Origin of the sequence: Sphingobacterium hotanense, from assembly GCF_008274825.1 — a bacterium.
Classification (GTDB): Bacteria; Bacteroidota; Bacteroidia; order Sphingobacteriales; family Sphingobacteriaceae; genus Sphingobacterium; species Sphingobacterium hotanense.
The window spans coordinates 2,842,862-2,868,892 of record NZ_CP030848.1 but is presented as its reverse complement, the minus strand read 5'-3'; the positions used below and the strand labels follow the sequence as shown (position 1 = coordinate 2,868,892).

19 protein-coding genes and 1 pseudogene are annotated in these 26,031 nt (G+C 40.7%); 9 read left to right on the top strand and 11 right to left on the bottom strand.

The features are described from left to right. Positions 1-163: 163 nt before the first annotated feature. The 3 genes and pseudogenes from DSM08_RS12060 to DSM08_RS12050 all read left to right on the top strand — a co-directional run. Positions 164-3,385, top strand: a complete 3,222-nt coding sequence (locus tag DSM08_RS12060) for a TonB-dependent receptor (protein WP_149526393.1) — start codon at positions 164-166, stop codon at positions 3,383-3,385. A 488-nt stretch (positions 3,386-3,873) separates the two neighbouring features. Beyond that, positions 3,874-7,179 (top strand): TonB-dependent receptor, encoded by a 3,306-nt coding sequence (locus DSM08_RS12055; RefSeq protein ID WP_149526392.1) that lies wholly within the window; start codon positions 3,874-3,876, stop codon positions 7,177-7,179. A 153-nt stretch (positions 7,180-7,332) separates the two neighbouring features. Then, positions 7,333-8,874, top strand: a pseudogene (locus tag DSM08_RS12050) (IS1182 family transposase); the annotation flags it as partial. Between the two features lie 354 nt (positions 8,875-9,228). On the opposite strand, the gene DSM08_RS12045 reads toward DSM08_RS12050, so the two are convergent. From DSM08_RS12045 to DSM08_RS12035, 3 genes are all read right to left on the bottom strand, one after another. Beyond that, complete coding sequence (locus DSM08_RS12045) at positions 9,229-10,677, bottom strand: IS1182 family transposase (protein ID WP_149526622.1); 1,449 nt, start codon at positions 10,675-10,677, stop codon at positions 9,229-9,231. 149 nt (positions 10,678-10,826) lie between these two features. Further along, the gene (locus DSM08_RS12040) at positions 10,827-11,219 is read right to left on the bottom strand and encodes a lipocalin-like domain-containing protein (RefSeq protein ID WP_149526391.1); all 393 of its coding nucleotides are present in this window, start codon (positions 11,217-11,219) and stop codon (positions 10,827-10,829) included. Between the two features lie 15 nt (positions 11,220-11,234). After that, a complete protein-coding gene (locus DSM08_RS12035) occupies positions 11,235-11,939 on the bottom strand; it encodes an LOG family protein (protein ID WP_149526390.1) in 705 nt (234 codons plus the stop codon). Positions 11,940-12,141: 202 nt separating this feature from the next. Between DSM08_RS12035 and DSM08_RS12030 the strand changes: the two genes are divergently transcribed. Then, a complete protein-coding gene (locus tag DSM08_RS12030) occupies positions 12,142-13,419 on the top strand; it encodes a Gfo/Idh/MocA family protein (RefSeq protein WP_149526389.1) in 1,278 nt (425 codons plus the stop codon). A gap of 94 nt (positions 13,420-13,513) precedes the next feature. Next, positions 13,514-14,128 (top strand): recombination mediator RecR, encoded by a 615-nt coding sequence (gene recR, locus DSM08_RS12025; protein WP_149526388.1) that lies wholly within the window; start codon positions 13,514-13,516, stop codon positions 14,126-14,128. Here recR and DSM08_RS12020 read toward each other — a convergent pair. The 6 genes from DSM08_RS12020 to DSM08_RS11995 form a co-directional block, all read right to left on the bottom strand. After that, the gene (locus DSM08_RS12020; protein ID WP_149526387.1) at positions 14,125-15,342 is read right to left on the bottom strand and encodes an MFS transporter; all 1,218 of its coding nucleotides are present in this window, start codon (positions 15,340-15,342) and stop codon (positions 14,125-14,127) included. The genes recR and DSM08_RS12020 overlap by 4 nt on opposite strands. A gap of 30 nt (positions 15,343-15,372) precedes the next feature. Further along, a complete protein-coding gene (locus DSM08_RS12015) occupies positions 15,373-16,332 on the bottom strand; it encodes a metallophosphoesterase (RefSeq protein WP_149526386.1) in 960 nt (319 codons plus the stop codon). Further along, entirely contained in the window at positions 16,307-17,071 is a 765-nt protein-coding gene (locus DSM08_RS12010) for a 5'-nucleotidase C-terminal domain-containing protein (protein WP_149526385.1), read from the bottom strand. Before DSM08_RS12010 ends, DSM08_RS12015 begins: the two co-directional genes overlap by 26 nt. Positions 17,072-17,214: 143 nt before the next feature. Further along, a complete protein-coding gene (locus DSM08_RS12005; RefSeq protein ID WP_149526384.1) occupies positions 17,215-18,450 on the bottom strand; it encodes an ROK family protein in 1,236 nt (411 codons plus the stop codon). 550 nt (positions 18,451-19,000) lie between these two features. After that, entirely contained in the window at positions 19,001-20,254 is a 1,254-nt protein-coding gene (locus tag DSM08_RS12000; protein WP_149526383.1) for a PQQ-dependent sugar dehydrogenase, read from the bottom strand. 22 nt (positions 20,255-20,276) lie between these two features. After that, the gene (locus DSM08_RS11995; RefSeq protein ID WP_149526382.1) at positions 20,277-20,843 is read right to left on the bottom strand and encodes a YqgE/AlgH family protein; all 567 of its coding nucleotides are present in this window, start codon (positions 20,841-20,843) and stop codon (positions 20,277-20,279) included. A 135-nt stretch (positions 20,844-20,978) separates the two neighbouring features. On the opposite strand from DSM08_RS11995, the gene pdxH reads away from it, so the two are divergent. The 4 genes from pdxH (at position 20,979) to DSM08_RS11975 (ending at position 24,598) form a co-directional block, all read left to right on the top strand. After that, positions 20,979-21,632 (top strand): pyridoxamine 5'-phosphate oxidase, encoded by a 654-nt coding sequence (gene pdxH, locus DSM08_RS11990; protein WP_149526381.1) that lies wholly within the window; start codon positions 20,979-20,981, stop codon positions 21,630-21,632. Between the two features lies 1 nt (position 21,633). Beyond that, positions 21,634-22,125 (top strand): NADH-quinone oxidoreductase subunit C, encoded by a 492-nt coding sequence (locus DSM08_RS11985; protein ID WP_149526380.1) that lies wholly within the window; start codon positions 21,634-21,636, stop codon positions 22,123-22,125. 1 nt (position 22,126) lies between these two features. Further along, a complete protein-coding gene (locus DSM08_RS11980) occupies positions 22,127-23,323 on the top strand; it encodes an NADH-quinone oxidoreductase subunit D (RefSeq protein ID WP_149526379.1) in 1,197 nt (398 codons plus the stop codon). A gap of 726 nt (positions 23,324-24,049) precedes the next feature. After that, a complete protein-coding gene (locus DSM08_RS11975) occupies positions 24,050-24,598 on the top strand; it encodes a DUF1543 domain-containing protein (protein ID WP_149526378.1) in 549 nt (182 codons plus the stop codon). 1 nt (position 24,599) lies between these two features. Here the strand turns inward: DSM08_RS11975 and DSM08_RS11970 are convergent, their stop codons facing one another. Beyond that, positions 24,600-25,250, bottom strand: a complete 651-nt coding sequence (locus DSM08_RS11970; protein WP_149526377.1) for an NAD(P)-dependent oxidoreductase — start codon at positions 25,248-25,250, stop codon at positions 24,600-24,602. A gap of 97 nt (positions 25,251-25,347) precedes the next feature. Then, entirely contained in the window at positions 25,348-26,031 is a 684-nt protein-coding gene (locus DSM08_RS11965) for a hypothetical protein (RefSeq protein WP_149526376.1), read from the bottom strand.

Genomic DNA, 26,031 nt, shown 5'->3' with positions numbered 1-26,031 from the left:
AAGGAAGCAACGCGGCGTCGATAGGTCTAATTTCTAATGTCTATTGTCTAATATCTACACCATTAATATAAAGGTTAAATTTTTTAATTATTAAGTTTCTATTAAAGCAAGGTAAGTTTGATAAAAGCTCTATATATTTAACTTGTAATTTAAAACAAATCAAATGAAGAAATCTTTACTATTCTTTGCTTTGGTACTTGCAAGTTATAGCGCGGTCCAGGCACAGGTTACAAGTAGTAGTATGACGGGTGTTGTCAAACAACATAGTGGTAGTATGACAGAAGGTGCGAGCATAAAAGCCATTCACACGCCATCAGGTACGGTTTATTCCAGCTCGACGAATGAGGCTGGACGTTTTAGTTTGGTCGGTATGCGCGTTGGTGGTCCGTATCGCATTGAGATTAGCCATGTAGGGCAAGAGCCGATTGTCTATAACAATGTATTTATACAATTAGGTAGAGCCTTTGAGTTGAATCCTACATTTGGCGACGATGTGACGATTATTGATGCGGTTGAGATCACGGGGCAGGGGCGCGGACAAAACTTGAAGACCGGAGCGAGCACGCAGCTTTCGAACCGTCATCTACAAAGCATGCCGACAATTTCGCGTAGTCTTAAAGACTTTACTCGTCTAACACCGCAGGCTGATGTTCGGGGCGAGGCGACTTCGATCGGCGGAATGCACAACCGCTTCAATCAGTTGACGATTGATGGAGCAGTCAGCAATGATGTTTTCGGTTTGAATGACGCCGGTACGAATGGTGCGAGTACTGGTACATCGCCCATATCCTTGGATGCAATTGAGGAAATCAATGTACAAGTGGCGCCATTTGATGTGCGTGCTAGTGGATTCGCTGGTGGTGGTATTTCAGCTGTAACTCGTTCGGGTACTAACGAGCTGAAAGGATCTGCATATTTCTATATGCGCAATGAGAACCTGACAGGTATGACGCCTCCGGATTTGGTGAGAAATGAGGAAGTACGTAAGAAACTAGAAAGCTATAATGAACGTCAGATGGGGTTTCGTCTAGGCGGACCAATCATTAAAGATCGTTTATTTTTCTTTGCAAATTATGAGCGTACAGAGAATGTTACTCCACTAGGTTTCCTTCCAGGAACATCAGCTTCGAATGTCTCTTTAGACGCTGTAAAGAAAGTAGCGGAAATCATTAAAGGAATGGGTTATCAACCAGGTGGCTATTTAGACTTGGAGTCCAACAACTATTCAGATAAGATTTTTACAAGATTCGACTTTAACTTAAATGAGCAGCATAAATTGACAGCGCGTTACAGCTATGTGAAAGGATCTGCTTTTCAGATATGGCGTAATGCATCAACTGTTATTTTCCAAATTGCAGGTATCAATAGAACAAGTGACACCCATTCTGCTGTCGTAGAGTTAAATAGTCGTTTCTCAAATATCCTTTCAAATAACTTGGTTGTCGGTTATACGAATGTTCGCGAGCCGCGCGGATTCTTAGGAGAAGCCTTTCCTCGTGTAGCTATCAGCAGCAGAAACTTGAATATCAACTTGGGTCCGGAGCCGTTTTCTACGATTAACCAATTGAATCAGAATATCCTGACCTTGACCAATAACTTGACGCTGTTAAAAGGTAATCATACGATAACTTTCGGTACACACAATGAGTTTTACAAAATGTATAATGGATTTATCGGAAATGGATTCGGCAGTTATGTGTTCACGGATTCGCCTGTGACCGACATTAACCCGGCGACCAATGCGCCTTATACGGCACTTGAGAATTTCGAGCGTAAGCTTGCCAGCAATTTCAGATATGCATATAGTAATACCGACGATCCTAGACAAGTTGCAGACATCAGTGCCATGCAATTAGGTTTTTATATACAAGATGATTTCCAAGTTGCTAGTAATTTTAAGTTAACTGCTGGTTTACGCGTGGATATTCCGATTTATACAAGCAGTCCTTTGGAGAATAAAGATTTTAATAATTCGATTTTAGCAAAACGTTACGATGTTCAGACGAATCGTATGCCGAATACGGCGTTTATGTGGTCTCCTCGCGTAGGTTTTAACTGGGATGTCAACAAGGATCGTTCAGCAATATTGCGTGGTGGTGTTGGTATATTTACTTCTCGTTATCCATTTGTATGGTCGTCTGGTGCTTATACACAAAGTGGTGTATTATTGGGCGGAGTGCAAGCGAGTGTGCGAAGCAATGTGGCTCCAAACATTCCTTTTATACCGGATGCTAACAAGCAGCCAAAAAGCACGGAAGAGTTTAAACCATCAGGAAATATCTCTGTGTTGGCGAAAGATTTGAAATTGCCACAAATGGCGCGCGCATCCATAGGTATGGATTATCAATTGCCATGGGGTGTGCAGGCGACGGTAGACGCGATGTTCTCGAGAAACTTAAGCAATTTCCGCTTTAGAGACTTAAACGTGAAAGATCCGATCGGACAGTTGGAAGGTGCAGACAACCGCCTAATGTATGAGCAAGATGTGAGAAAACGCCTTGTTTTGCCAAACTATACGCAGGTGATTTACATAGACAATGTGAACAAGGGTTATGCTTGGTCTGGAACCGCGCAACTATCAAAGCATTTTGACAAAGGATTCTTTGGTTCAGTGGCCTATACCTATACCGAATCGAAAGATTTATTCTCAGGCTCTTCATCACAAAACCAGTCGAACTTCTACAGAACAGGTACTATTAATGGTTCAAACAATATCACTTTAGGTCACAATTCATTTAGTACGGGTAGTCGTATTGTAGCGTATGCATCATACCACAAGGAATATTTGAGAAACTTAGGAACAACAATTTCATTGGTTTATAATGGTCAGTCAGGTAATCGTTTTGCTTATATGATTGCCGGAGATCCAGGAGGTCACTCGGCCGGCAGAAGCGATCAGTTCTCTTTGATGTATATCCCGAAAAATGCGAGCGAAATTAAATTCGTCGATATCCCTAAGGGAAAATCTGCAGCCGAGCAATCTGCTGAATTCGAAAAATATATCGAGTCAAATCCATATCTGAAAAGTAGAAGAGGCCAATATGCGGAGCGTAATGGCGATCGTACTCCATTTTCACACCAGTTTGACTTGAAACTTTTACAAGATGTATTCGTCAATGTTGGAGGTAAGAAAAATACAATCCAACTATCGATTGACATCATGAACATTGGAGCTTTAGTTAATAAAAATTGGGGTAAACAGTATCAGGGAGGTCAAAGTTTCTGGGACAATAGTTTCCGTCCGATTGTATTTGACAGTTTTGAGAAAGATACAAACATCCCTCAATACCGTCTTGGCAATTTGAACGATGGAAAACCATACTTCCAACATGATCTTTCATCGCGTTGGTCTGCTCAGGTCGGACTTCGCTATATCTTCAATTAAGAATACAGGTTTCGTTTAGTTTAGTGGTTCATAATGACGGAGGGTACAATATTATATTGTGCCCTCTTTTATTTTCTGTAAGTGTTTGTTTTCAAAGGGCATCAAAAACGCTCCTTTCTTTTGCTGTTTCAATGGAAAGTAGAAGTTCTTGTTATTGATACACTTCGTATTGATTTTAGATAATTTGCATTAAATCGTTACCCGAAATTATCGAACTCCGCATTTTATCTTCAAATTTTGAAAAAACTTTTCCACATTTCACAAAATGTTAAAATTTGTTAAACTGATAATGTTCAGCTATTTTTTTTGTCAATTTTTTAACCAATAGGCGTCGTTCGTACAAAAAGTTGTCATGTTTACTATTTTGGTTTACTCGTTTTTGCCAAAAGAATGCAAATCTATGGTTGTTAGTATATTAAGTTTATGTTAAGCATTAACAGAACATGATTTAACTTTATAATTTTGCATCGGAAAACAAAACAAACCATATGAAGAAATCTTTACTTTTCTTTGCTTTGGTTCTTGCGAGCTACGGAACTATCCAAGCGCAGGTAACCACTAGTAGCATGACTGGTGTGGTCACTCAAACCAATGGATCCACTACTTCAGGAGCTACTATCAAAGCTACCCACTTACCTTCAGGAACTGCTTATTCAGGTTCTGCAAATGATGCGGGTCGTTTTAACTTATCCAACATGCGTGTTGGTGGTCCATACCGTATTGAAGTAACATACGTAGGACAAGATCCAGTAGTATACGAAGATGTATACTTACAATTAGGTCAACCATTCGTTCTTAACCCAGTATTTGGTGACGCAGCGAATGTTATTGATGAGGTTGTCGTTACTAGAAGTGGAAGCCGTGTTAACAAAACGGGTGCATCGACTAACGTTGGATTAAAACAAATTCAAGAATTACCTCAAGTTAGTAGAAGTATTACTGAGTTCACACGTTTGACTCCTCAAGCAAACGGAAACTCGTTCGCAGGTAGAGATGCGAGATACAACAACTTACAAATTGACGGTGCAAACTTTAACAACGGTTTCGGTTTAAGTACAAACGCTCTTCCGGGCGGTAATGCACAGCCTATTTCACTTGACGCGATTCAAGAAATCTCCGTAAATATCGCTCCATTTGATATCACGCAATCTGGTTTTACTGGTGCTGGTATTAATGCTGTTACGAAATCGGGTACAAATGACTTCCATGGATCTATTTATGGGTACTATAACAATGAAAATTTAACAGGTTTCAAAATCAATAAAGAGACTATCAATTACGAGCCAGGTACTAAACAAAACTATGGCTTTACTTTAGGTGGTCCGATCATTAAGAACAAGTTATTCTTCTTTGTAAGTGGCGAGAAAGAATTAGCAACTGGTATCAACGCTTCAGGAGCTAACCTTTGGGTGCCTTCAGAAGACGGTACAATGAACATCGAGAGAAATATTACTCGTGTTAAACGTTCTGATCTTGATGCAGTTAAGAATCACTTAATCAATCAATTTGGTTATGATCCAGGCGCTTACGAAGGATATGCAAATACAGCAGAGCAATTCGGTTATAAATTCTTAGCTAGAGTTGACTGGAACATTAATGACAAGCATAAAGCAGCTTTCCGTTTTAACTACTTAAACGGTGAGTCTATGCAAGTTGCGAATGCTTCTTCAGGTCCTCAACCACGTTCGTCATGGGGTCGTGTAAGTGAGAATTCAATTACTTTCCAAAATGGTAACTACGCTTTCAACAATATCGTTAGTTCATTCACGGCTGAGTTAAACTCTAACTTCACTTCACAGTTATCGAACAAATTCTTGTTTACTTACTCAAAGATTCAAGATACAAGAAAAACTCCAAGCGATAAATTATTCCCATTTGTTGACATTTGGGACGGAAGTGCAACAGGAGGTAACTACATCAGTTTCGGTACAGAGTTGTTCTCTTACTTAAACGACGTTATCAATGATAACTTCTCATTTACAAACAACTTAACCTATAATACAGGTAAGCACTCTTTCACTGGAGGTATCGCATTTGACGTTCAGAAATTCGGAAACTCTTATACGCGTATGGGTACAGGATATTACCGTTACGCATCTGTTGAAGATTTCTTGAAAACTGGTACTCCGGCAGAGGTTGCACCAATTATGTATGGTTTGACGTATCCTTACGAAAACCAAGATACGTATTCAAGAATCAACTTCGGACTTGCTTCAGCATACGTTCAAGACCGTATTTCGATTACCGATCGTTTCAATGTAACTGCTGGTATCCGTTTAGAAATGCCAATTTACATGAACAAATTGACAGCTAACCCGTCAATCGACGCGTTGGAATTGTTAGATGTTGATGGAAATCCAACGCACTACAATTCTGGAAAATGGCCGAACCAAAAGCTAATGGTTTCCCCACGTTTAGGATTTAACTATGACGTATTCGGAGATCGTTCATTAACGCTTCGTGGTGGTACGGGTATCTTCACAGGACGTGTTCCTTTTGTATGGTTAACAAACATGCCAACAGGTGCTGGGGTATTACAAAATACTATCGAACCAGGATCATACGATCAAATTAAAGGATGGATCGGTAATGTTAAGTTCCACCCAGAAGATATTTACTATCATTTGAACAATGTTCCTGCAGGTGCAGAGAATGTGTTTATCAAGACTCCAAAAGATGGTGCTCCATCATCATTTGCTCTTGTTGACAAAAACTTCAAAATGCCGTCTGTTTGGAGATCAAGTATCGCTGCAGACTACAAAATTCCTAACTCGCCAGTTACTTTAACGACAGACATCTTATATACAAAAGATATCAATGGTGTATTCCAATTAGGAGCGAACAGAAAAGCTTCGACAGCGAAGATGGATTATGCAGGTGTTGACAGAGATTTCTATCCAAACGCTGCATCTTATCAGTACAACACAGCAATCGGTGCTAACAACGCGACTGTATTAACAAATACGAAGTCTAAGGGTTATGCATTCTCAGCTACGGTAGGTGCTTCAGTTGCTCCTTGGCATGGTCTTTCTGGATCATTGTTCTACACCTATTCAGAAGCAGAAGAAGTTAGTGCAAATGCTGGTTCAAGTGCAAGTTCAGCATGGGGAGGTTCTCCAGTTATCAACTCGCCAAACCAAGATTTCTTAAGTATCTCTGACTTTGCGGTTCCTCATAGAGTTGTTGCTAACCTTAGCTACACAATTCAGAACACAACATTAGGTATTTATTACAACGGTTCTCACCAAGGTAGATATTCATTATACCACAGCTATGACTTAAATGGTGATGGTATTTCGAATGATTTAACGTTCATCCCTAAACAAGCTAGTGATTTGAACTTTGCTAACATCCTTAACAAAGACGGTTCGGTAATGTATTCAGTTGATGATCAAAGAAAAGCTTTCGATGAATATATCGCTTTAAATGATTTAGAAGAATACAGAGGTGAGATTGCACCAAGAAATGCTTTCTTATTACCTTGGTTGAACAGATTTGATGTTCGTTGGACTCAAAACATCTTGAAAGATGTAGTAACGAAAGAAGATAAACTTCAGTTTACTCTTGATATCATCAACGTTGGAAACTTACTTAATTCTGAGTGGGGCGTTCAAGACTGGATGTACACTAACGGTAGAGCGATCTTAGGTCGTGTTGGTAGAAATGCAGTTGCAGATCCTCAATTCCAAATGTTATTAGATGACAAAGGTGAGATGGTTAAACGTCCATACTTGCCAGCAACTAGAACTTCAACTACTTGGAGTGCAATGGTTGGATTGAGATATTCATTCTAATATTGAGTTCAGTTTTCGGACTGAGTCATGATATAAGAGAGGCTGTCTAAAAAGGTCTCTTAAAGAAAGAACCCCGTCATTAAAAAATGGCGGGGTTTTTCTGTTTTTTTGTCCTTAAGATTTTGTATCTTAAGGTGCACCCAAAAAAACAATATGGCAAACATACAATTCAAAGCGCTTCCATCCAATAGTCCGAGTCTATTTCCTGAGAATATTTTAGATCGTATTCCAATGAATCATCCGGTTCGTTTGGTGAGTCAGGTTGTTGATCAGTTGGATCTTGAACCTATTATCCGTCAGTATAAAGGCGGAGGCACCACTAGTTTTCACCCTAGAATGCTCATTAAGGTGCTGTTCTACGCCTATTTAAGCAATATCTATTCTTGCCGAAAAATCGAGCAGGCCCTTCACGAGAACATCCATTTCATGTGGCTTTCAGGGAACAGTACACCTGATTATCGTACGATCAATTATTTCAGAGGAAAGCGTCTTAAAGGACAGATACAAGAGCTGTTTGCCAGTATCGTTCGTATGCTACATGATATGGAGTATGTTAGCTTGAAAGTTCAATATGTAGATGGTACCAAGATCGAGTCTGTCGCTGGTCGTTATACGTTCGTTTGGAAGAAATCGGTCGAGAAGAATAAGGTAAAGTTAGAAGCAAACATTGCTTCGGTTCTTTCGGAAATCGAGGCTCAGATCGCCCAAGACCAATCTTCATTAGGTAATCAAGAAGTTAGCAAGGCCATCGATAGCAGTCAGTTGAAGGAAAAGATCGAAGCGATCAATGCCAAGTTCAAAGGAGCCAATAAATCTACTGATAAGCAACTTAAGAAACTTGAAGAGGACTATTTGCCTCGACTAGAGAAATATGAAGAGCAACTGGAAGTACTGGGAGATCGCAATAGTTATAGCAAGACCGATACCGATGCTGTGTTTATGCGGATGAAAGAGGACCACATGAAGAATGGCCAGCTTAAGCCAGCCTATAATACCCAAATCATCACCGAAGATCAGTTCATCACCCATTACAGCATCCATCAAACAACTGCCGACACCACAACCCTGCCGGAACATTTGGAAGGCTTTGAGTGCCATTACGGAAAACAAAGCGAACAGCTTGTAGCAGACGCCGGTTATGGTAGCGAGCAGAACTATGAATTGATGGAAAAACAGGGCATAACTGCCTTTGTCAAGTACAATTACTTTCATGTGGAACAGAAGCGCAAGCATAAACAGGATCCTTTCTCGGTACAGAATCTGTATTACAACCAGCAAGATGACTATTATGTATGTCCCGCAGGACAGAAGCTCAGCTTTATCGGTCATGCAACCAGAGTTAGTGCCAACGGATACACAGCCCAGGTCAGCTGTTATCAGGCTCAGCGATGCGAAGGCTGCCCGATGCGCAGTGGGTGTCATAAAGCTAAAGGCGATTGGCTCATTGAAGTGAACCATAGACTCAATCAGCTCAAGGATAAAGCCCGGGAAAGGCTGGTATCGGAAGAGGGAATGTACCATCAAAGCAAGCGACCCATAGAAGTGGAATCCGTTTTCGGTCAGATGAAAAGCAACAACAGGTTTACCCGGTTCACAATGAAAGGACTGGAGAAAGTCGCTGTGGAGTTCGGATTGATGGCCATTGCCCATAACCTCAGAAAATGGGCGAAAAAGTGGGCAAACGATGTCTTCTTTGGGAATGGTTATAGCGATAAAACACTATATACCATAAAAATTGGAGTCAGGAGCGTTAAAACCATAAAATATCGACTTACTGCTTAAAACTCAAAAATGAAAACAGTAATGAAATCGCAAAAGCTATAAAACAGAAGAAGGTGCCTTTTTAGGAGGGCACTGAAAAAGCCTCAACTTTCTAATGAGACTTAAAGAAATGACTGAGTATAGGTTTTCCCCTACTCGGTCATTTTTGTTCAAAGGGTTTCTGGAAGTTTGTTTTTTATGAGCTTATTGAAGGTGTAAGCGACTAGGACTTGCTATTTGAGTTTTTAGCATCCCATCTAGGCTTTTTTGAGGCAATATCTCACCTTTTTATATCAATTTCAGGATTCTTTTCAGGTTTACGGTGAAGATGGCCATTGCGCCCTGCATTTCCATATTATGGATTCCATAAGCATCAGCTCTGCCATAGCCATGGACATTCTTGAGCTCACTGTTCTTGGCCTCGATCTTATACCTTTGCTTAGACTTGCTTCGATAATAATCGGTTTGCTGGAAAGCCATCTGCTCCCTATGGAGTTCGGATTTTATGGAGACTGAATAGGATTTGGTTCTGGCCCCTTGCTTGTAACATCCTTCCCTAAGAGGACAGACCTTACATTTCTCCACATCAAAGTAATAGGTCTCCGTTTGATTTGTACCTTGTTCCTTCTTTCCCTGACGCGCCTTGCGGATGGCCAAATGTCCTGCGGGACAAACAAACATATCCGCATCTTTATTATAGTCAAACTTGTCTTTATCTTTCCTAAAGCCTTGGGTAATGGATGGATTTAATTTAGCGATGATATCAATGTTTTGTTCTTTTGCCACCTGAAGATTTTCTTTTCCCGAATACGCGGCATCACCTATTATTGTATCCACTTGCATTCCATTCTGCTGGCTGATCTCTAATAACCTAGGTAGTTCAGGGCCATCACCTTTTTCGCCTGTAGTAACGACCGCTGCTGTAATGATGCGTTCCTCAGTCATCGCCAGATGTGTTTTATAGCCAAAGAAACTGCTGTCCACTGACTTGTGTCCAAGTCTGGCCTCATCATCCTTAGAGAGCAGATAGTATTCTTTTGTGTCTTCAATGGTTTCCTTCAACAGATTCAGCTTTTCTTTCACAGCCGGTATTTCACTGATAGATTGATCTTCATCAAGGACCCTCTGTAATTCCCTGCAATAAGCAAGCTCTTGATCCAGGTCGTTGGATTCATTCTTTTGTGGTAGATTCCTCTTGTATTCCCCATCAATCTGATATATCGCTTTTCTTAATAGTTTGGAGCGTTCCCTGAGTACTGCCAATGCTGTGTGCGGATTCGATCTGGAAACGGTATGGGTCGCGTCTACGATAATAGACTTTGATTTTATAATGCCTTTTTCAAGAGCAATCGTTACGGTCCTATTGATCAACAGGTTCAACAGATCCATATCTTTTAATCGTAGTTTGCGGAATTTGGTAAGCGAACTTGAATTGATCACATCCTCCTCTGGTGCCATTTCAAGAAAATATTTGAAGGACATATCATATCTGGAACGTTCAACGACATCTACATCCGAAACGGTGTAGATCGTTTTTAACAGAAGGTATTTGAACATCTTGATAGGGCTCTCCGCTGTACGGCCATTCGTCTGGCAATACTTAGCCAAAAGCTCGTCATAGATAAAACTGAAATCGATAAGATCGTTGATTTTTCGAAGTAGATTATCTTTTGGTACGATAATATCGTACAATCCTGAATAGGAACTGAACTGTATTTTTTGTTGGGTAGAGAGCATCCTAATGTCCATTAAAGCCTACCTTAAAATACGAAAAAGGGAGCAGAAAACTGTAGTTTTCGACTCCCTTTTTTAACCTTTTTTTCTAAGGGGACTTTTTCAGTGCCCTCCTTTTTAGACACCTTCTTTTTTTTGAGGGAGTCGTTATTCTATTCCACCCTTCGCCATTTCATCATAAACACCTGTTCTTCTTCCTCATCATCTGAAAGAATCTGAATTCGCCATTCCATCTCATTTTCATCAATGGGATACACTTCATATTCAGCGACTGCAACAAAATCCTCATCAGAAATACTTTCATTGCGGACAAGGATATTATCTCTCAGGTCCCAGGAGAAATCGCTGCTAGGCTGCTCCTCGCAGGAACCATCGGAATAGATGTAAAACTTGTCCGAACCTGTCTGATCCTCGTTAAACTGATAATACGTCTTACCTTCGCATTCTGCATGGAAATCAGCTTCGATATTACCGGCAATTTGAGAGCCTCGAAAACTAAGGTTCCATTTACCCAGCAAATAGCTCTTTAAATCTGTATGTGACATTTCTTCGTTTTTCGATTAGAAGTTTGGTTTCAATAAATACTTATCGTAGAATCGGAAGATATGTTCGGTCGCTTCCTCCGCTGTGTCTACCAGACGATATAGCATCAGGTCTTCTTCTGAGATGTATTTGTTGGTTAGCATCGTATTGGTAATCCAATCGAATAAACCGCTCCAATATTCTGATCCGACCAATACAATCGGGAAGCGGGCAATCTTGCCGGTTTGTATCAACGTAATTGCCTCAAACAACTCATCCATGGTACCAAAGCCTCCAGGAAGAACAATGTATCCCTGTGAGTACTTCATGAACATCACCTTGCGGACGAAGAAATAATTAAACTCAAGGAGTTTATCGCGATCGATATAACGGTTATGGAATTGCTCGTGTGGAAGCTCAATATTTAAACCCACCGACTTTCCGCCAGCGTTGTAGGCTCCTTTATTCGCAGCCTCCATAATACCAGGTCCACCGCCCGAAATAACACCATAACCACGCTCTGCTAATAGTCGTGCAATCTCTACCGTCATCTGATAATATTTATGCTCATCGGGCGTTCTGGCCGATCCAAATATGGAAACACAGGGACCAATCTTCGCTAATTTTTCAAATCCATCAACAAACTCCGACATGATTTTAAAGATTTGCCAAGAGTCTTTTACTTTTATTTCCTGCCAATTTTTATTGGCAAAGGAGTTTCTAATTTTATCGTCTTTTATCATACTAATAATTTATTCCTTTCAGCCTCCCTTTACCATACGGGAGCTTCGATGTAATATAACGTTTTCCTAATGATTTCCGAACGTTAAACAGTTGTTTTTATCCAGAAAATTTAGTCAAATGATATGCCCAATTTTGAAAATTGTCAGCCTTTAATTAGTTTTAGGAAAATAAACCTATTAAAGACAACAACTAAACCTAACAATGAACAGACGTAAATTTATTAGCTCTACTGTACTTGGTGCAGCAGCCTTTACTATACTTCCAAGGCACGTGCTAGGGGGAAATGGTTTTATAGCCCCGAGTGATCGAATCAATTTGGGATATATTGGTGTTGGGAAGCAAGTCGGGACGCTTCTCAGAGGGCATATGGCCCTGCCAGAGACGATGATCGTGGCTGCCGCTGATGTCGACAGCAGCAAACTCAATCGCTTCCTAGAAAACGCGAATAAGGCCAATGCTGAAAAATCAGGACATCAGGTGCAAGGCTATAAGGATTATCGTGAGTTGTTAAGGCGTAAAGATGTTGATGCTGTCATTATCGCTTCGCCGGATCATTGGCATGCCCTTCATGTAGTTCATGCTGCAAAAGCAGGGAAGGACATCTACTGCGAGAAACCGCTTGCCCTTAGTATTGATGAGGGAAGAGCGATGGTCGATGCGGTTCGAAAATACAAGCGAGTATTGCAAACAGGTAGTATGCAACGCTCGTATTACAACTTCCGTCAAGCTGCTGATTTAATCAGAAACGGCTACATTGGTGATATTAAAGAGGTGAATGTCTCGGTTGGCGAACCAGTAAAAGAATGTGATTTGCCATGGTTAGAGGCGCCAGCGCATTTAGATTGGGATATGTGGGTTGGACCGTCTCTCTATCGGGGATATCATCCGGTTTTGAGTCCGTTGCTGGATGCTAAGGAGTGGGCTATGTGGCGTCTGTATCACGGCTTCGGCGGTGGATACATCACAGACTGGGGAGCACACATGTTTGATATTGTACAGTGGGCACTCGATATGGATCACTCAGGGCCAGTGTCATTTACTCCGCCAGATCAAGCGAACGCAAAAGAGGGTTTGTATTATACCTATAAGAATGGAATTAAAGTGCACCATAAGTCTTGGGGAAAATTTAATGCCATACAATTCTTAGGAACTGAAGGTAAGATTGAGGTATCGCGGGAGTTTTTAACATCTGACAAGGAGAATTTACCAAAGCTCGTAATCCCTGAAAAGGACAGAAAAGTCTATTATTCGGAAAACCATTATAAGGATTTTGTAGATGCGATTAAAAAGCGTTCTAAACCAATATGCGACGTTGAAATTGGTCATCGCACTGCTACGGTATGTAATGCAATAAACATTGCTTATCAGCTTCAAAAACCATTGAAATGGGATCCTAGAAAAGAAGAGTTTGATAATGCGTATGCCAATAATCTAAAAACTAGACCATACCGAGGAACATGGGATTATAGAGACTTCTAAGGTTTTCAAAGAATCATGTTCGAATAATAGAATGTGGTTGATATCGTTAATGATACAACCACATTTTTTTGCTATTATTTCGTAATTTTGAAGAATGAATTTTTCATCTAAACTATTAGAACAAGCCGTAGAGGAGTTTGGGAAGTTGCCGGGGGTAGGGAAGAAGACTGCGTTACGGTTAGTTTTGCATCTACTAAAGCAATCCGATGCGGATGTTTCGCGTTTTACAGATTCTTTAGATCGCTTGAAAAGCGATATTAAGTACTGCAAGACATGTTTTAATATTTCTGATCACGATGTTTGTGAAATATGTAGCTCTCCAAAGCGCGACCATAGTTTAGTTTGCGTAGTAGAGGATACGAGGGATGTGATGGCAATTGAGAATACCAATCAATTTAATGGTGTTTATCACGTGTTGGGCGGATTGATTTCACCGATGGAAGGCGTTGGACCTGCAGATTTGAAAATAGAAGGTCTTGTTGAGCGCGTTCGTAAGGGGGAAATTCAGGAAGTAATCTTAGCCCTAAGTGCAACCATGGAAGGGGATACCACCATATTCTATTTATACCGTAAGCTTCGTGAGTTTCAAATTCAAATTAGCACCATTGCACGCGGAATTTCGTTCGGAGGTGAATTGGAATATGTGGATGAAATTACCTTAGGTCGCTCTATTGCGACACGGGTGCCCTATGAGCGCAACGTAGGTTAAACCGTTTTCATCTTCCCAATAATCCAATAGAAGCCAAATCCACATATGATCAAAGTCGATCCGGTCACTAACCACAGTGTGGAGTAGCCATAGTGTTCAGCCAAATAAGTTCCAAGATAAGCCGCAAAGATATTTGCGGTTGCAAAGGACAGTGAGTTTAGCCCCATATACGCGCCTTGATTTCTTTTTCCCGCTCGCTGAATCGCCACAGTTGCGGTAAAAGGTAGGGTCAGCATCTCTCCGGTTGACAATAAGAACATAGCAAAGAATAGCCATGCAATTCCGAAATCAATATTCAGCATCAGATAAGACACCCCGGCAATTGCTGTGCCCCATAACATAATTTGACGAACACTGAATCGATGCTCTACCAAATGCACCAAAACCATTTCAAAAAGCACAATCACGAATCCACTAAATCCTAACAACAAGCCTATCTGTCCGGTATTCAACATGTGGATTTCTTTATAGAATAGCGATAAGGTTCCTAATAGTTGAAAGAACGCCATGGAGAAAAAACAGCAGAAAACGCTGAAGATGATGAATAAGCCGTCTCTATAGGCGCTCCGCTCAGGCGCCTCATCTTTGTCAAGGCTTTTCTTATGTACATCCTGTAGGTTCGACTTGGGAGCACGATTACGGAAGAAATACACAAAAACAACAGCAGCAACAGCAGCGCCGATTGCATTACCATAAAAGATCCAATCGTAAGAAAAACCAGCTAGGAATCCACCTAAAGCAGGGCCGATGGAGAAACCTAAGTTGACCGCCATGCGGTTTAGGGAATAAGCTCGCGTAATATTCTCGGGTTTGGCATATCGAGCTACAGAAACCGAGTTTGCCGGACGAAACACATCGGCAACCAAAGAAAGACTGAAGATCATGAATGCTAAACCTTCAAACGTTCGGAAGTTAGGGAGGATAAGAAATAAGGGAATTACACCTATTAAGCTCCAAATCTGAACTTTATAGCTTCCCAGTCTATCTGTTAACCATCCACCAAGCCAAGATCCACATACAGAACCCAACCCAAAACAGCCTAGCACAATACCGATTTGAGGTTTGCTGAAATGCAATTCCTCAGACATATAGATCCCCAAAAAAGGAATTACCATAGAACCGGTACGATTGATCAACATGACCAATGCCAATAACCAAGCTGCAGGAGATAAGCCCTTATAGGAATTTATATAGAGTCTAAGAAGTGATTTCAATACGTTACGCTATTTTAAGAAGTAATAATATTAGGCAAATGATTTTTTATCCAAACTTGCGTCGATGATGTAATTGTGTGCAACGGCCTTTTTAGTACCTTTTTGCTTGTTCAAAATAAAATCAACGCGACCAAGGTTTACCCCGGAACGACCAGTCTGGTTAACTAGCGTGACTTCGTTGTCTAGGTTCTTAACCTCGGTTGGTTTATCTAGAAAAGTATGCGTATGACCGCCAATAATCAAATCGATGTAGCGGCTGTTCTTTGCTAACACTAAATCTGATACCTGATCGGTATCATAACTATAACCAATATGGGATAGACAGATCACTAAATCACATTTCTTTTCTTTTTTCAGGAAAGGCGTCATTTTGTTTGCCACCTCGATGGGGTCCAAAATCTTCATGCCCTTATAGCTGTTCGGATCTACCAGTCCTTCCAAATTCACGCCTACAGCGAAAACACCAATCCTAACTCCTTGTTTTTCAAAAATTAGGTGATCTTTTGTTTTTCCTTCCATAACCGTCCCGGTGAAATCATAGTTTGAAGACACAAAAGGGAAATTAGCTTTATCAAAATGCTTCAACAGACCATTGAGGCCATTGTCAAATTCGTGGTTACCGAAGGTTCCAGCATCATAACCAAGTTTCGACATCAATTCCAATTCCACCTGTCCATCGAATACATTGAAATAGGGGGTTCCCTGGAATATATCGCCTGCGTCAAATAGTAATACGTTATCTTCTGCGGCGCGAATTTCTTTGATGAGGGTGCTACGGCGTGCAACGCCTCCTAAACCTTGAAATCTCGACCCGTCCATAGGAAATGGTTCGACACGACTGTGTACATCATTGGTGTGTAGAATAGTCAATTTAATATCCTTTGCTTTCGCAAAGCTTTCCAATGGAAGACTTCCTAAGCTCGCTGTTGCACCTAGTGCGGCCAAGCTTTTTAAAAATGCTCGTCTATTTAATGATTTCAACTCTTCCATCTAATTTCGCTTCTACTTTTTTACCCGATTTTGTTAACTCTTCAATGTGACTGATTAAAGCCTCCCGAACACGCTCGGTCGAGGTGTGCAACTGAATAGGGTTGCTCAAGCCCTCAACGTGATCCCCGCCATTCGCCACGAAATCATAAGTAACCAATTTATACGTTTTGTTCGGGTCGATTGGCTGATCATTAATTCTAAAGTCGACCAATTGTTTGTCCTTAATCTTTATTTTAACATTCCCTACAGGTTGGCCATTGCTCTTGGCGATAAAATTAGCCAATGTCATCACATCGGAGCCTTTTAATTCTAGTATGGTGACGTAATTTTCAAAAGGCATTAACTCAAAGATCGTTCTGACCGTCACATCGCCTTCTTTAATGCTTGAACGAATCCCGTCTTTAGTGGCTAAGGAGAATGACACTTCCGGATCTATTTTCTTGCCTATCGCTAATAACGCATCGATAAAGAAATTACTTAAGTTGGTTTCGGGAAGATTACGATTATGGATCATGTTTTCCGGTGCTAAACCAATAACTCGATTCATCGCTACATCCAACTGAACTTTATAAGGTTCGATATAATTACGAATGCTGCTGTCTTCGGCAATACTATTGTCGATTGCAAGCATTTGTTTGTTGCTTACTGTGGCTTGGTAATACGAGGTTTTACACGAAGCAAACAGGAATAAGGTGGAAATCAACAGAATGTTGAAAGACCTTAAATTAAGTACTCTCATAGTATTGAATTAATACGCAAAGGTATTAAGATTGCTGTAGAATACGAATTTAAGGCATTCTAAAATTAGGAAAATGACAAAATGGTAATTGTGCCCTAACCTAACCTTAATAATATTATTGGAAAGTCTATTTTCCTTCCGTTTTACGCAAGCTTCAGTTTGTCGGCGAAGTATTTCTCGATAAAATACCGGCTAAGCCCTAGAATTGCACCTTTGTCTGATAATTCCGAAACGAATAACTCACAGTCTTTCGATATTTTGCCCATAGTATAGGTTTGTATCTGCTGCTGTATTGGGTTGGTAATCAGCGAGGCTGCGGATGCAAAGCTTCCGGACAGTACAATGCATTCAGGATCCAGAACCTGCAGAAATTGAGCTATCGCTTTACCTAAATGTGCACTTACATCCGAGATTAACTCTATGGCATATTGATCTCCATCAACTGCGGCTTTGAGAATGTCTATAGGTCTAAGATCTTGATCATTAAACATATTGGTAATTAAGGTCGGCGTGCCATTAGCAATATCGTTTTTCGCACGCTTGACTAAGGCAGTGCCAGAAGCTACAGTCTCTAAGCAGCCACGTTTACCACAATAGCAAAGTTCGCCGTCCTCAACAAAGCTGATGTGGCCCATTTCGCCAGCAAAGCCATGCTTGCCTTGGAAAACCTTACCCTTCGAGATAATCCCTACTGAAACGCCCCAATCAATCAATACCACTAAACCTTCTTCTCGATGTTTCAACAAACCGTAGTGCATTTCTGCAATAGAAGCGATGTTGATGCTATTCGTAATGCAGGTTGTTTTATTGAAAGTTTCGGCTAGGTGGGTTTGTAAGTTGAAGTTTGTTGCATGGAAAAAAGTATAGTTCTCGCCGGTATCCTTATTAATAAGTCCGGGCATCGAGATGGAAAGACCGGTGACTTGGGGCCATTCTATGCCTTGATCAGCCACGTATTTTCGGATGATATCGATAAAGGCTGGAAGGTTGCTCACGTCTCGGCTAAGCATCAATGGATATCTTACGGTTTTTGCCAATAAATTGCCGTTATTATCAATAAACGAAAGACTACAGTTGAATCGATCCATTTCGATACATAGTATTCGGAAGAGTTCATTCTTGAGCTGATACAAATTAGGTTTGCGACCGCCGATCGATTCGCCACGCTCGTGTTGGGTAATCAGTTTTTGCTCTAGTAAATCAACGATTAATGCGTTTAGGGTAGGGAAGCTTAGGTCTAGACTTAGCATCAGCTCATTAACTGAAGCACGGTCTAATAAATATACGGCCTGCAGCACTCTGAATTTTTTCTTCGCAGTGCGAGCGAGCTTTTGGTTTTTATTAGTGGGATTGATAAAAAGTTTCTCAACTGAATTCATATTGTTCTTTAATAAAAAGAGATGCGTCTTATAGCACCGAATAAACCGGATTACTTCGTAATATTAAGTATTAAATTATAAAAATAGTAATGTTATATTATTTTAAACATTATCCGTTTGTTGGTGTGTATTTCAAATATAAGTCAAATAAAAGAAATAACGTCCATTTTTATTTTATAAAAAAACTTATTTGTTTCTTAATATGAAAAAATTAATAATAGAATCAATATTCATTTCAACAGTTTCTAAACTTAGAAAGATTAACTTTATTCATTAAATCAAGTAACATTCCGCAATGTAAATAATTTTTAGATTATAATTACAACATATATGGAAAATAAATTTCCTAATGTTTATAGTTTATGCTTTTTGTCAGTTAGGTTCTTAATGCTGTCTATATATTATTTCATGGAATAAAAAAATGTAGCAACTTTATTACCTAATTTATTTGTAGTGTATCAACGAGAAACGCAAGGGTTTGTAAAACTAGAAAAGCGGGCTGCTTATACAGCAACCCGCTTTTCGATATCAGTTAATCGATAAGACTAACTTATTGTTTGTCTACTTTATATACTTTTCCAGAATCCGTAACGGCGTATAGTGCGCCATCCTTACCTTGAATCACATCTCTGAATCGTTGACCTTCTGATTGTAGTAATCGCTCTTCACCGACAACCTTATTGTCTTTAATCACCAATCTAGCAATATGTGTACTGCTCAATCCGGCTATAAATAGGTTGTTTTTCCACTCCGGAACATTGTCCGCGGTATAGAAAGTCATTCCACTCGGCGACAATACAGGGTCCCAATAATAAACCGGTTGTTCTAATCCTTCTTTTTGCTGAATTGGAGGGTTACCGATTACATCACCTTTATATTCTATACCATAGGTGATTGTTGGCCAGCCGTAATTCTTTCCTGGCGACACGATGTTGATTTCATCACCCCCGCGCGGTCCAAATTCCGAATTCCATAAATCTCCTGTAACCGGGTTGAAGGCCAAACCTTGCGTATTTCTGTGTCCATAGCTGTAGATCTCCGGTTTGGCATCTGCTTGTCCTTCAAACGGGTTGCCGGCAACAGGTTTTCCATCTTTCGTTATGCGGACAATTTTACCCAATGCAGAGTTTAAATGCTGCGATTGTGGGCGAGTTTCTAAATCAGAACGCTCACCTGTGGAAACAAATAAGTTTCCATCTTTGTCGAAAATAATACGGCCACCGTAATGCAATTTGCCGTTATAAGTAGGTAGAGCTTGGTAGATTACGCTCGCTCCTTCGATAGTTTTCTCATCTGCAGAAAGCTTGCCTTTTCCTACAGCGGTGTGATTTCCACCAGAAACAGGCTCCGCAAATACCCAGTAAACCATGCGGTTGCTCTCAAAGTCAGGATCCAATGTAATCCCTAATAAACCGCCTTGTCCTTGTGCATCTACTTTTGGAATACCTGTAATTGCATGTGATACTTTCCCGCTTGCGGGATCCACAATGCGCATAGTGCCTTCTTTCTCTGTGATCAATAGACGACCATCAGGGAGTGAAGCAATGCCCCATGGGCTTTTCAAACCTTCGGCAACAACTTTGCCTGCAAAGGCAGTTGTCGTTTTTACGCCCGCAATACGAGTCTGTCCTTCAAAAGCAGGCTTATAATCTGTGTTTCCTTTATTCGTCTCTACCGGTGGTAGTTTCGTGGTATCTTGTGCTGTTGTATCTGTAGGGTTTGATCCTGCAGAATTTGCGCCATTGCACGCTACTAACGTAGTGGCAGCAGCGCAAAATAGCGCCTTAGAAATAGTGTTCTTCATATGTTGTATGTTTGTTTCTAGTTTAGTTGAATTCAGGACGTTTAGGGAAGTTTGCAACATGCGCATACTTCGGTCCCATGCTGATAATAGCCTCTTTCCAAAGGTCTTCACCGTCTGTGATAAATGCTAAATCAATGTTGAAAGAGTTGTGAACGGCCCATGAGTTCTGCTGAATCTCGTTATTCAGTTGATCTGGTGACCAACCTGAATAGCCAAGAAAAAGCTTTACCTCTTCATTGCTGATCAGTCCCTCATTCAATAAGTCCTTTAGGCGATCAAAATCTCCACCCCAATACAAGTCGTCAATAATGTGATTGCCACTCATGAGCTTGTCATAGGCCTTATGTACAAAAAATAATGCATCACCTTCTACGGGGCCACCAAAGTACAGCGGTACTTCCGTGTTATCCATCCCTTCAATCACGTCAGATAAGTATAACATAGATCGATGATTAAGAATCAAACCAACGGTTCCTGTTTCCATGTCATGTTCGCAAAGAAGGATAACTGAGCGCTCAAAATTCTGATCCAGCATAAAAGGTTCAGATAAAATCAAGCTTCCACGTTTGGGGATAAATTCGTTGAACATAATTAAATCGATGTTGCCTTGTATCAAATTTATATAATAAAGTTGTAAATCGTTTCTAAATACCTATATATTTTACCAATAAAACGCCAAAAAGTTCGCTATTTTGTTAAGTTTGTAGGAATAAAAATATCTACTATGTCGATTCAACATAAGGAGATTGCTGCCATTCGTCAGGACTATGCGCTGAGTAGCTTAAGCGAATCGGATGTGTTAGGAAATCCCATCGAACAATTTGAAAAGTGGTTCAACGAGGCTCGCCACAGCGAGGTTATCGAAGTCAATGCGCTCGTTCTATCTACTGTGAACAGCGATCTAAAACCTTCTTCCCGCGTGGTCCTGTTAAAGGATATCAAAGCAAACGGATTTAGTTTTTTTACTAATTACGAAAGCCGAAAAGGGCAGGAGATGGATGAGAATCCATCGGTTAGCGCTTTATTTTTCTGGCCGGAGCTGCAACGTCAGGTACGTATCGAAGGGCAAGTTGAAAGACTGCCGGCAGCTGACTCCGACGAGTATTTTGAATCGCGTCCTCGTGGTTCTCGAATTGGTGCCATCGCATCACCGCAGAGCCATGATCTGACAGATCGAGCGGAGTTGGAAAATCGCGTCAAGGCGATTGAGGAAAAATATGCAGACAGCGATCATATTCCTCGTCCTGCAAATTGGGGCGGATATCTTCTGAAGCCGAGCAGGGTAGAGTTTTGGCAGGGTCGGAGTAGTCGCTTGCACGATCGTATCGTGTACACTGCAAACAGCGAAAAGTGGACAGTAAAACGTATAGCGCCTTAATATGATTGAAAAAATTCATACCGATCTTGCGAGGCATATTCATGCAGATGCAGTGCTGGAGGTTCAGGATAGCGGATTGCAACCTGCGCTATACATCAATCCTATTTCCTTAAAACAGGTTTGTCTATATCTGCGGGATACGGAAGGTTACTATTTTGATCTGCTTGCAGATATAGCTGCGGTCGACTATTATCCGGCGAATTATTTCGAAGTGGTCTATCATCTCACGTCGATCCCTTATCAAAAACAATTGGTATTAAAGGTGAAGCTAGAGAATGAACGACGGGCAGATGCTTTACCTAGCTTACCTTCGGTATCCGAGATTTGGCGTACCGCAGATTGGCACGAGCGCGAGGCCTTCGATCTGATGGGGATTTACTTTGAAGGACATCCTGATTTGCGAAGAATACTGATGCCTGATGATTGGCAAGGCTATCCCCTACGCAAGGATTATGAAGATCCAGAAACTTTTCACGGCATAACAGTTAAGTAAGATGGGTAAAGATTTATACGAAGCAGGCTTACGAAATTACGAACAGAAAATCGCAAGCGTCTCCTCACAGGAGATGGTTATCAATATGGGCCCTCAGCACCCCTCTACACACGGCGTACTTCGGCTAGAGCTTATCACAGATGGGGAAATCGTAAAAGATATTATCCCACATCTCGGATATTTACATCGGTGCTTTGATAAGCATGCCGAGTCCATAAACTATACGAAAAGCATTCCCTTTACCGATCGATTGGACTATCTGGCGTCTATGAACAACAGCCATGCTTTCGTCATGGGAGTAGAACGTATGCTCGGAATTGATCAAAAGATACCCAAGCGAATCGAATACATTCGCGTCTTAGTGTGCGAACTTAATCGTATTGCATCACATCTTATTGCTATCGGAACCTATGGTATCGATATTGGTGCTTTTACACCCTTTATGTGGTGTTTCCGCGATCGCGAGCATATTATGAATATGCTGGAATGGGCATCAGGATCCAGAATGTTGTATAACTATATTTGGATAGGTGGTCTTTTTTACGATGTTCCCGTCAATTTCGAAGAACGTTGTCAGGAATTTATAGACTATTTCAAGCCTAAGTTGGTCGAATTGGACGACCTGCTTTCCAATAATCAAATTTTTATTTCCCGGACCGCCAATATTGGTGTATTGCCGGCGGACGTAGCCATCAACTATGGTTGTACGGGTCCAATGCTTCGTGCTTCAGGTGTAAAATGGGACCTCAGAAGGGTGGATGCATATTCGGTCTATCCGGAGCTAGATTTTGAAATTCCTGTTGGAAAAGGCGAGATGGGAAAATTAGGCGATTGTTGGGACCGCTATAAAGTCCGTGTTGATGAAGTAAAGGAATCTGTTAAAATCATTGAGCAATGTATCGCACGACTGCAATCTGATTTTAAACGGACCACAGAATTCGACCCGCGGGCACTGGTTCCGAAGAAAGTCAACCTAAAAGCGCAAGATTATTATGTTCGCGCAGAAAACCCCAAAGGCGAACTCGGATTCTATTTCGTAACAGCAGAAAAAACAGATATTCCAAGGCGCGTAAAAGCAAGAGGACCAAGCTTTAATAACCTTTCAGTCTTGCCTGAATTGGGGAAAGGTGTCTTGATTGCTGACTTGATCGCGATATTAGGATCGATCGATATTGTGCTTGGTGAGGTCGATAGATAAATAAAACATGCAAAAACATGCAAAATTATTTGAACAGTTGTAGAAATATTTCTATATTTGCTGTCTCATAATTTAAGTTTATAATTGGTTAATAGTTAGGGATGTAATTGCCAGATTGCATCCCTTTCTCTTTTTAATACCTGCGAAACTTTCGCAACTCTTTTTTGAGCGTGCAAACAAAACTCGAAGTAAGATTATTCTTTTAACGTTGATGCTGGGGATTATAGTTTGATTGCCAATAGTTCTTCTGCAAAATGATGCAGTAGCATTCAACGAATTGCTGTCAATGGCGTGCTGAAAATTGGTAAAACTATTGGGCTCTTACATATGCATAATTCCATCATGCATATTTTAATATCCTCCAGATATTACCTCTTAATCCAACACAGATCTGCTTCAGCTTGGTAATTAATCATGACCCTTTCACAACCCTTTCATACCCAATTGGAAGCGGTTCTGATTGGGTTATACATTGGGTTTGAAAGGGCTTTGAAAGGGGAATGGGCAAAGCAAGTCTGCTCGAAAAATTATTTTAGTTAAGGATTTGGCGTTTTGAGGTAAATGAGCCCATATCTGATAGGGTACCCCGGCTCTATTTAAGGTATTCTTCTGATATGATATTGACGAGACTGTTCCTAAAATAACTCAAATGATTTGAGTCAATTTTCATTTAAAACTTATATTTTTAATAAAATAAAGTGCGGATAATATTAAAATACTCTACGTATGAATTTATTTATGTTGGTACTCGGCGGTAAGCCGGAAGGTCGATTTACGGAGCAACACGATGTGTTCTTTGGTATTGCTAATGAACTAAAAGATCTGGTTCCTTACATGAATAGTTTTTGGCCGGCGCTGGAGGGGAAAATGCACATCGACTCCTGGCGTAAGGTAACGAGAGTTGGAAATTATGAGGTTCGCATCGTTGACAAGTCAGAAACAAAAGCGACAAACGTCTTGAAGCTGTTCTTTGTAAATCTGGGAGGCTATAAGCCCAACGATATGGAAGAATATCATTACAAAACCTTAGTCGTTGCGAATGATTTGGCTGAAGCTAGTAAAATTGCGAAGGAGTCCACGTTTTATAAGCATTATGAATCTTCACATATTGATGATAAATATGGTATCGATGTAGACGATATCTATCAGATAGAGGATCTGTTACAAGCGGAATTTAAACAAAAATATCAGCTGCAGTATGAGATTGCAGAAGATACGGTAGAGGACAGGCTAGAGGTAGGCTACTTAAAGATTAGCAAGTTGCTGGCTAGCTAAATTAATAGCCAGCCGAGAAATGCTTTTTGATAAATTGATTGTTTTCTAGCTCATCTACGATGGCAACAGCAACATCTTCGACAGATATAATGCTTCTGCCTTCATGGTCGAATACGGGATGTCCGATTGCTGTTCTATATGCGCCTGTGCGCGTTCCTGGATTTCCGGGATTCATTTCGATGGAAGGGCTAAAGAAAGTCCAATCTAATTCGTCTTCCCGTTTTACGACTTCCAGATAATCAGCTGCGGCTAATGCACCAGGTTTAATTTCGCCCGGAAAGCCAGCCGTATCGACTAATCGCTCGTCGTTTTCTACTTTAAGGCTTCCCGCGCCACCGACAATAATAAGCCTTTTGATACCCGCATCTTTCACAGCTTCTAATATGTTTCGTCCTCCAACTAGGAAAACATCATAAATGTTCGGATTGCCCCAGCCGGCGTTATATGCTGATATCACAGCATCGTTGCCTTTCAACGCGCTTGCCAAACGGCCTTCTTCATTGATGTCGACTTGAACGGCTAATACATGATCTTTGTTTTTTAATTCTTCAACATCTCTAGCAATTGCAGTTACTTCGATGTTCCTTGAAACTAACTCCTCTAAAATATGAGAACCCACATAGCCGGTGGCTCCAATTAATGCTACTTTCATATGTATTTGCTTTTAGATAAAAATGCCTTGGCGGACATGATCGGCCAAGGCATTTATACAACAATTGATATATGTTGTAGTTTGACCGTATACTGACTTACTGCTTTTTGAACTTCGCGAATGAATCTAATATGTAAGCGGTCAAATCTTCTTTTCTTGCCTGTTTGATAAATGCATAGCTAGGTCGGTATTTATCTTTGAACAGAGCCAATTGATCATTTGGCATCGAAATCAGAGATAAGATTAGCTCGTCCGTAAATGTACGGTCCACTAAACGCTGTTCTTGTTCAAGTTGAAGGATCTTGATGCTATTTCTTGCGATCCGTGCTTCTTTCCCGAATAAGCGCGATGGTGAGACACGTAATCCCCCACGGTTTTGGCTTGTTTCAACTGCCTTGCTGTTGTTTTTTGCCTTTTCAATCTCGGTGTTCAGGCGACTATCCGTCATACGGGTAACTGTCACTTCATCAATCCGGATAATACTCTTATCGCGCACTAAATAAATTCTAGAAACTCCGTCCTGGTAGATGAAAGCGGTATCTCGATCATAGCCTTTCGCTCTTAATACGAGGTAGTCATTCTTTTTTCCGTCTATCGTAAAACTTCCGTCAGAAGCACTTGTTGTTGATTTATTGTTGCTGATGTTTTCGATCTGCACATCGCTCAATCGCTGACTGCTTTCGAGATCGAACACCAAACCTTTAATTTGTTGGGCAGATAGTATGCCTATATTGCTGACGAGCAATAGGGCGATGATGTATATTTTCTTAAGATTTTTCAT

Bases quoted from the DNA above. Each gene is read 5' to 3' on its own strand.
- DSM08_RS12005 (WP_149526384.1), bottom strand. From the start codon at position 18,450: ATGAATTCAGTTGAGAAACTTTTTATCAATCCCACTAATAAAAACCAA.
- DSM08_RS11995 (WP_149526382.1), bottom strand. From the start codon at position 20,843: ATGTTCAACGAATTTATCCCCAAACGTGGAAGCTTGATTTTATCTGAA.
- DSM08_RS12060 (WP_149526393.1), top strand. From the start codon at position 164: ATGAAGAAATCTTTACTATTCTTTGCTTTGGTACTTGCAAGTTATAGC.
- DSM08_RS12055 (WP_149526392.1), top strand. From the start codon at position 3,874: ATGAAGAAATCTTTACTTTTCTTTGCTTTGGTTCTTGCGAGCTACGGA.
- DSM08_RS12010 (WP_149526385.1), bottom strand. From the start codon at position 17,071: ATGAGAGTACTTAATTTAAGGTCTTTCAACATTCTGTTGATTTCCACC.
- recR (WP_149526388.1), top strand. From the start codon at position 13,514: ATGAATTTTTCATCTAAACTATTAGAACAAGCCGTAGAGGAGTTTGGG.
- DSM08_RS12035 (WP_149526390.1), bottom strand. From the start codon at position 11,939: ATGATAAAAGACGATAAAATTAGAAACTCCTTTGCCAATAAAAATTGG.
- pdxH (WP_149526381.1), top strand. From the start codon at position 20,979: ATGTCGATTCAACATAAGGAGATTGCTGCCATTCGTCAGGACTATGCG.
- DSM08_RS11965 (WP_149526376.1), bottom strand. From the start codon at position 26,031: ATGAAAAATCTTAAGAAAATATACATCATCGCCCTATTGCTCGTCAGC.
- DSM08_RS11980 (WP_149526379.1), top strand. From the start codon at position 22,127: ATGGGTAAAGATTTATACGAAGCAGGCTTACGAAATTACGAACAGAAA.
- DSM08_RS12045 (WP_149526622.1), bottom strand. From the start codon at position 10,677: ATGCTCTCTACCCAACAAAAAATACAGTTCAGTTCCTATTCAGGATTG.
- DSM08_RS11970 (WP_149526377.1), bottom strand. From the start codon at position 25,250: ATGAAAGTAGCATTAATTGGAGCCACCGGCTATGTGGGTTCTCATATT.
- DSM08_RS11975 (WP_149526378.1), top strand. From the start codon at position 24,050: ATGAATTTATTTATGTTGGTACTCGGCGGTAAGCCGGAAGGTCGATTT.
- DSM08_RS12030 (WP_149526389.1), top strand. From the start codon at position 12,142: ATGAACAGACGTAAATTTATTAGCTCTACTGTACTTGGTGCAGCAGCC.
- DSM08_RS12015 (WP_149526386.1), bottom strand. From the start codon at position 16,332: ATGGAAGAGTTGAAATCATTAAATAGACGAGCATTTTTAAAAAGCTTG.
- DSM08_RS12000 (WP_149526383.1), bottom strand. From the start codon at position 20,254: ATGAAGAACACTATTTCTAAGGCGCTATTTTGCGCTGCTGCCACTACG.
- DSM08_RS11985 (WP_149526380.1), top strand. From the start codon at position 21,634: ATGATTGAAAAAATTCATACCGATCTTGCGAGGCATATTCATGCAGAT.
- DSM08_RS12040 (WP_149526391.1), bottom strand. From the start codon at position 11,219: ATGTCACATACAGATTTAAAGAGCTATTTGCTGGGTAAATGGAACCTT.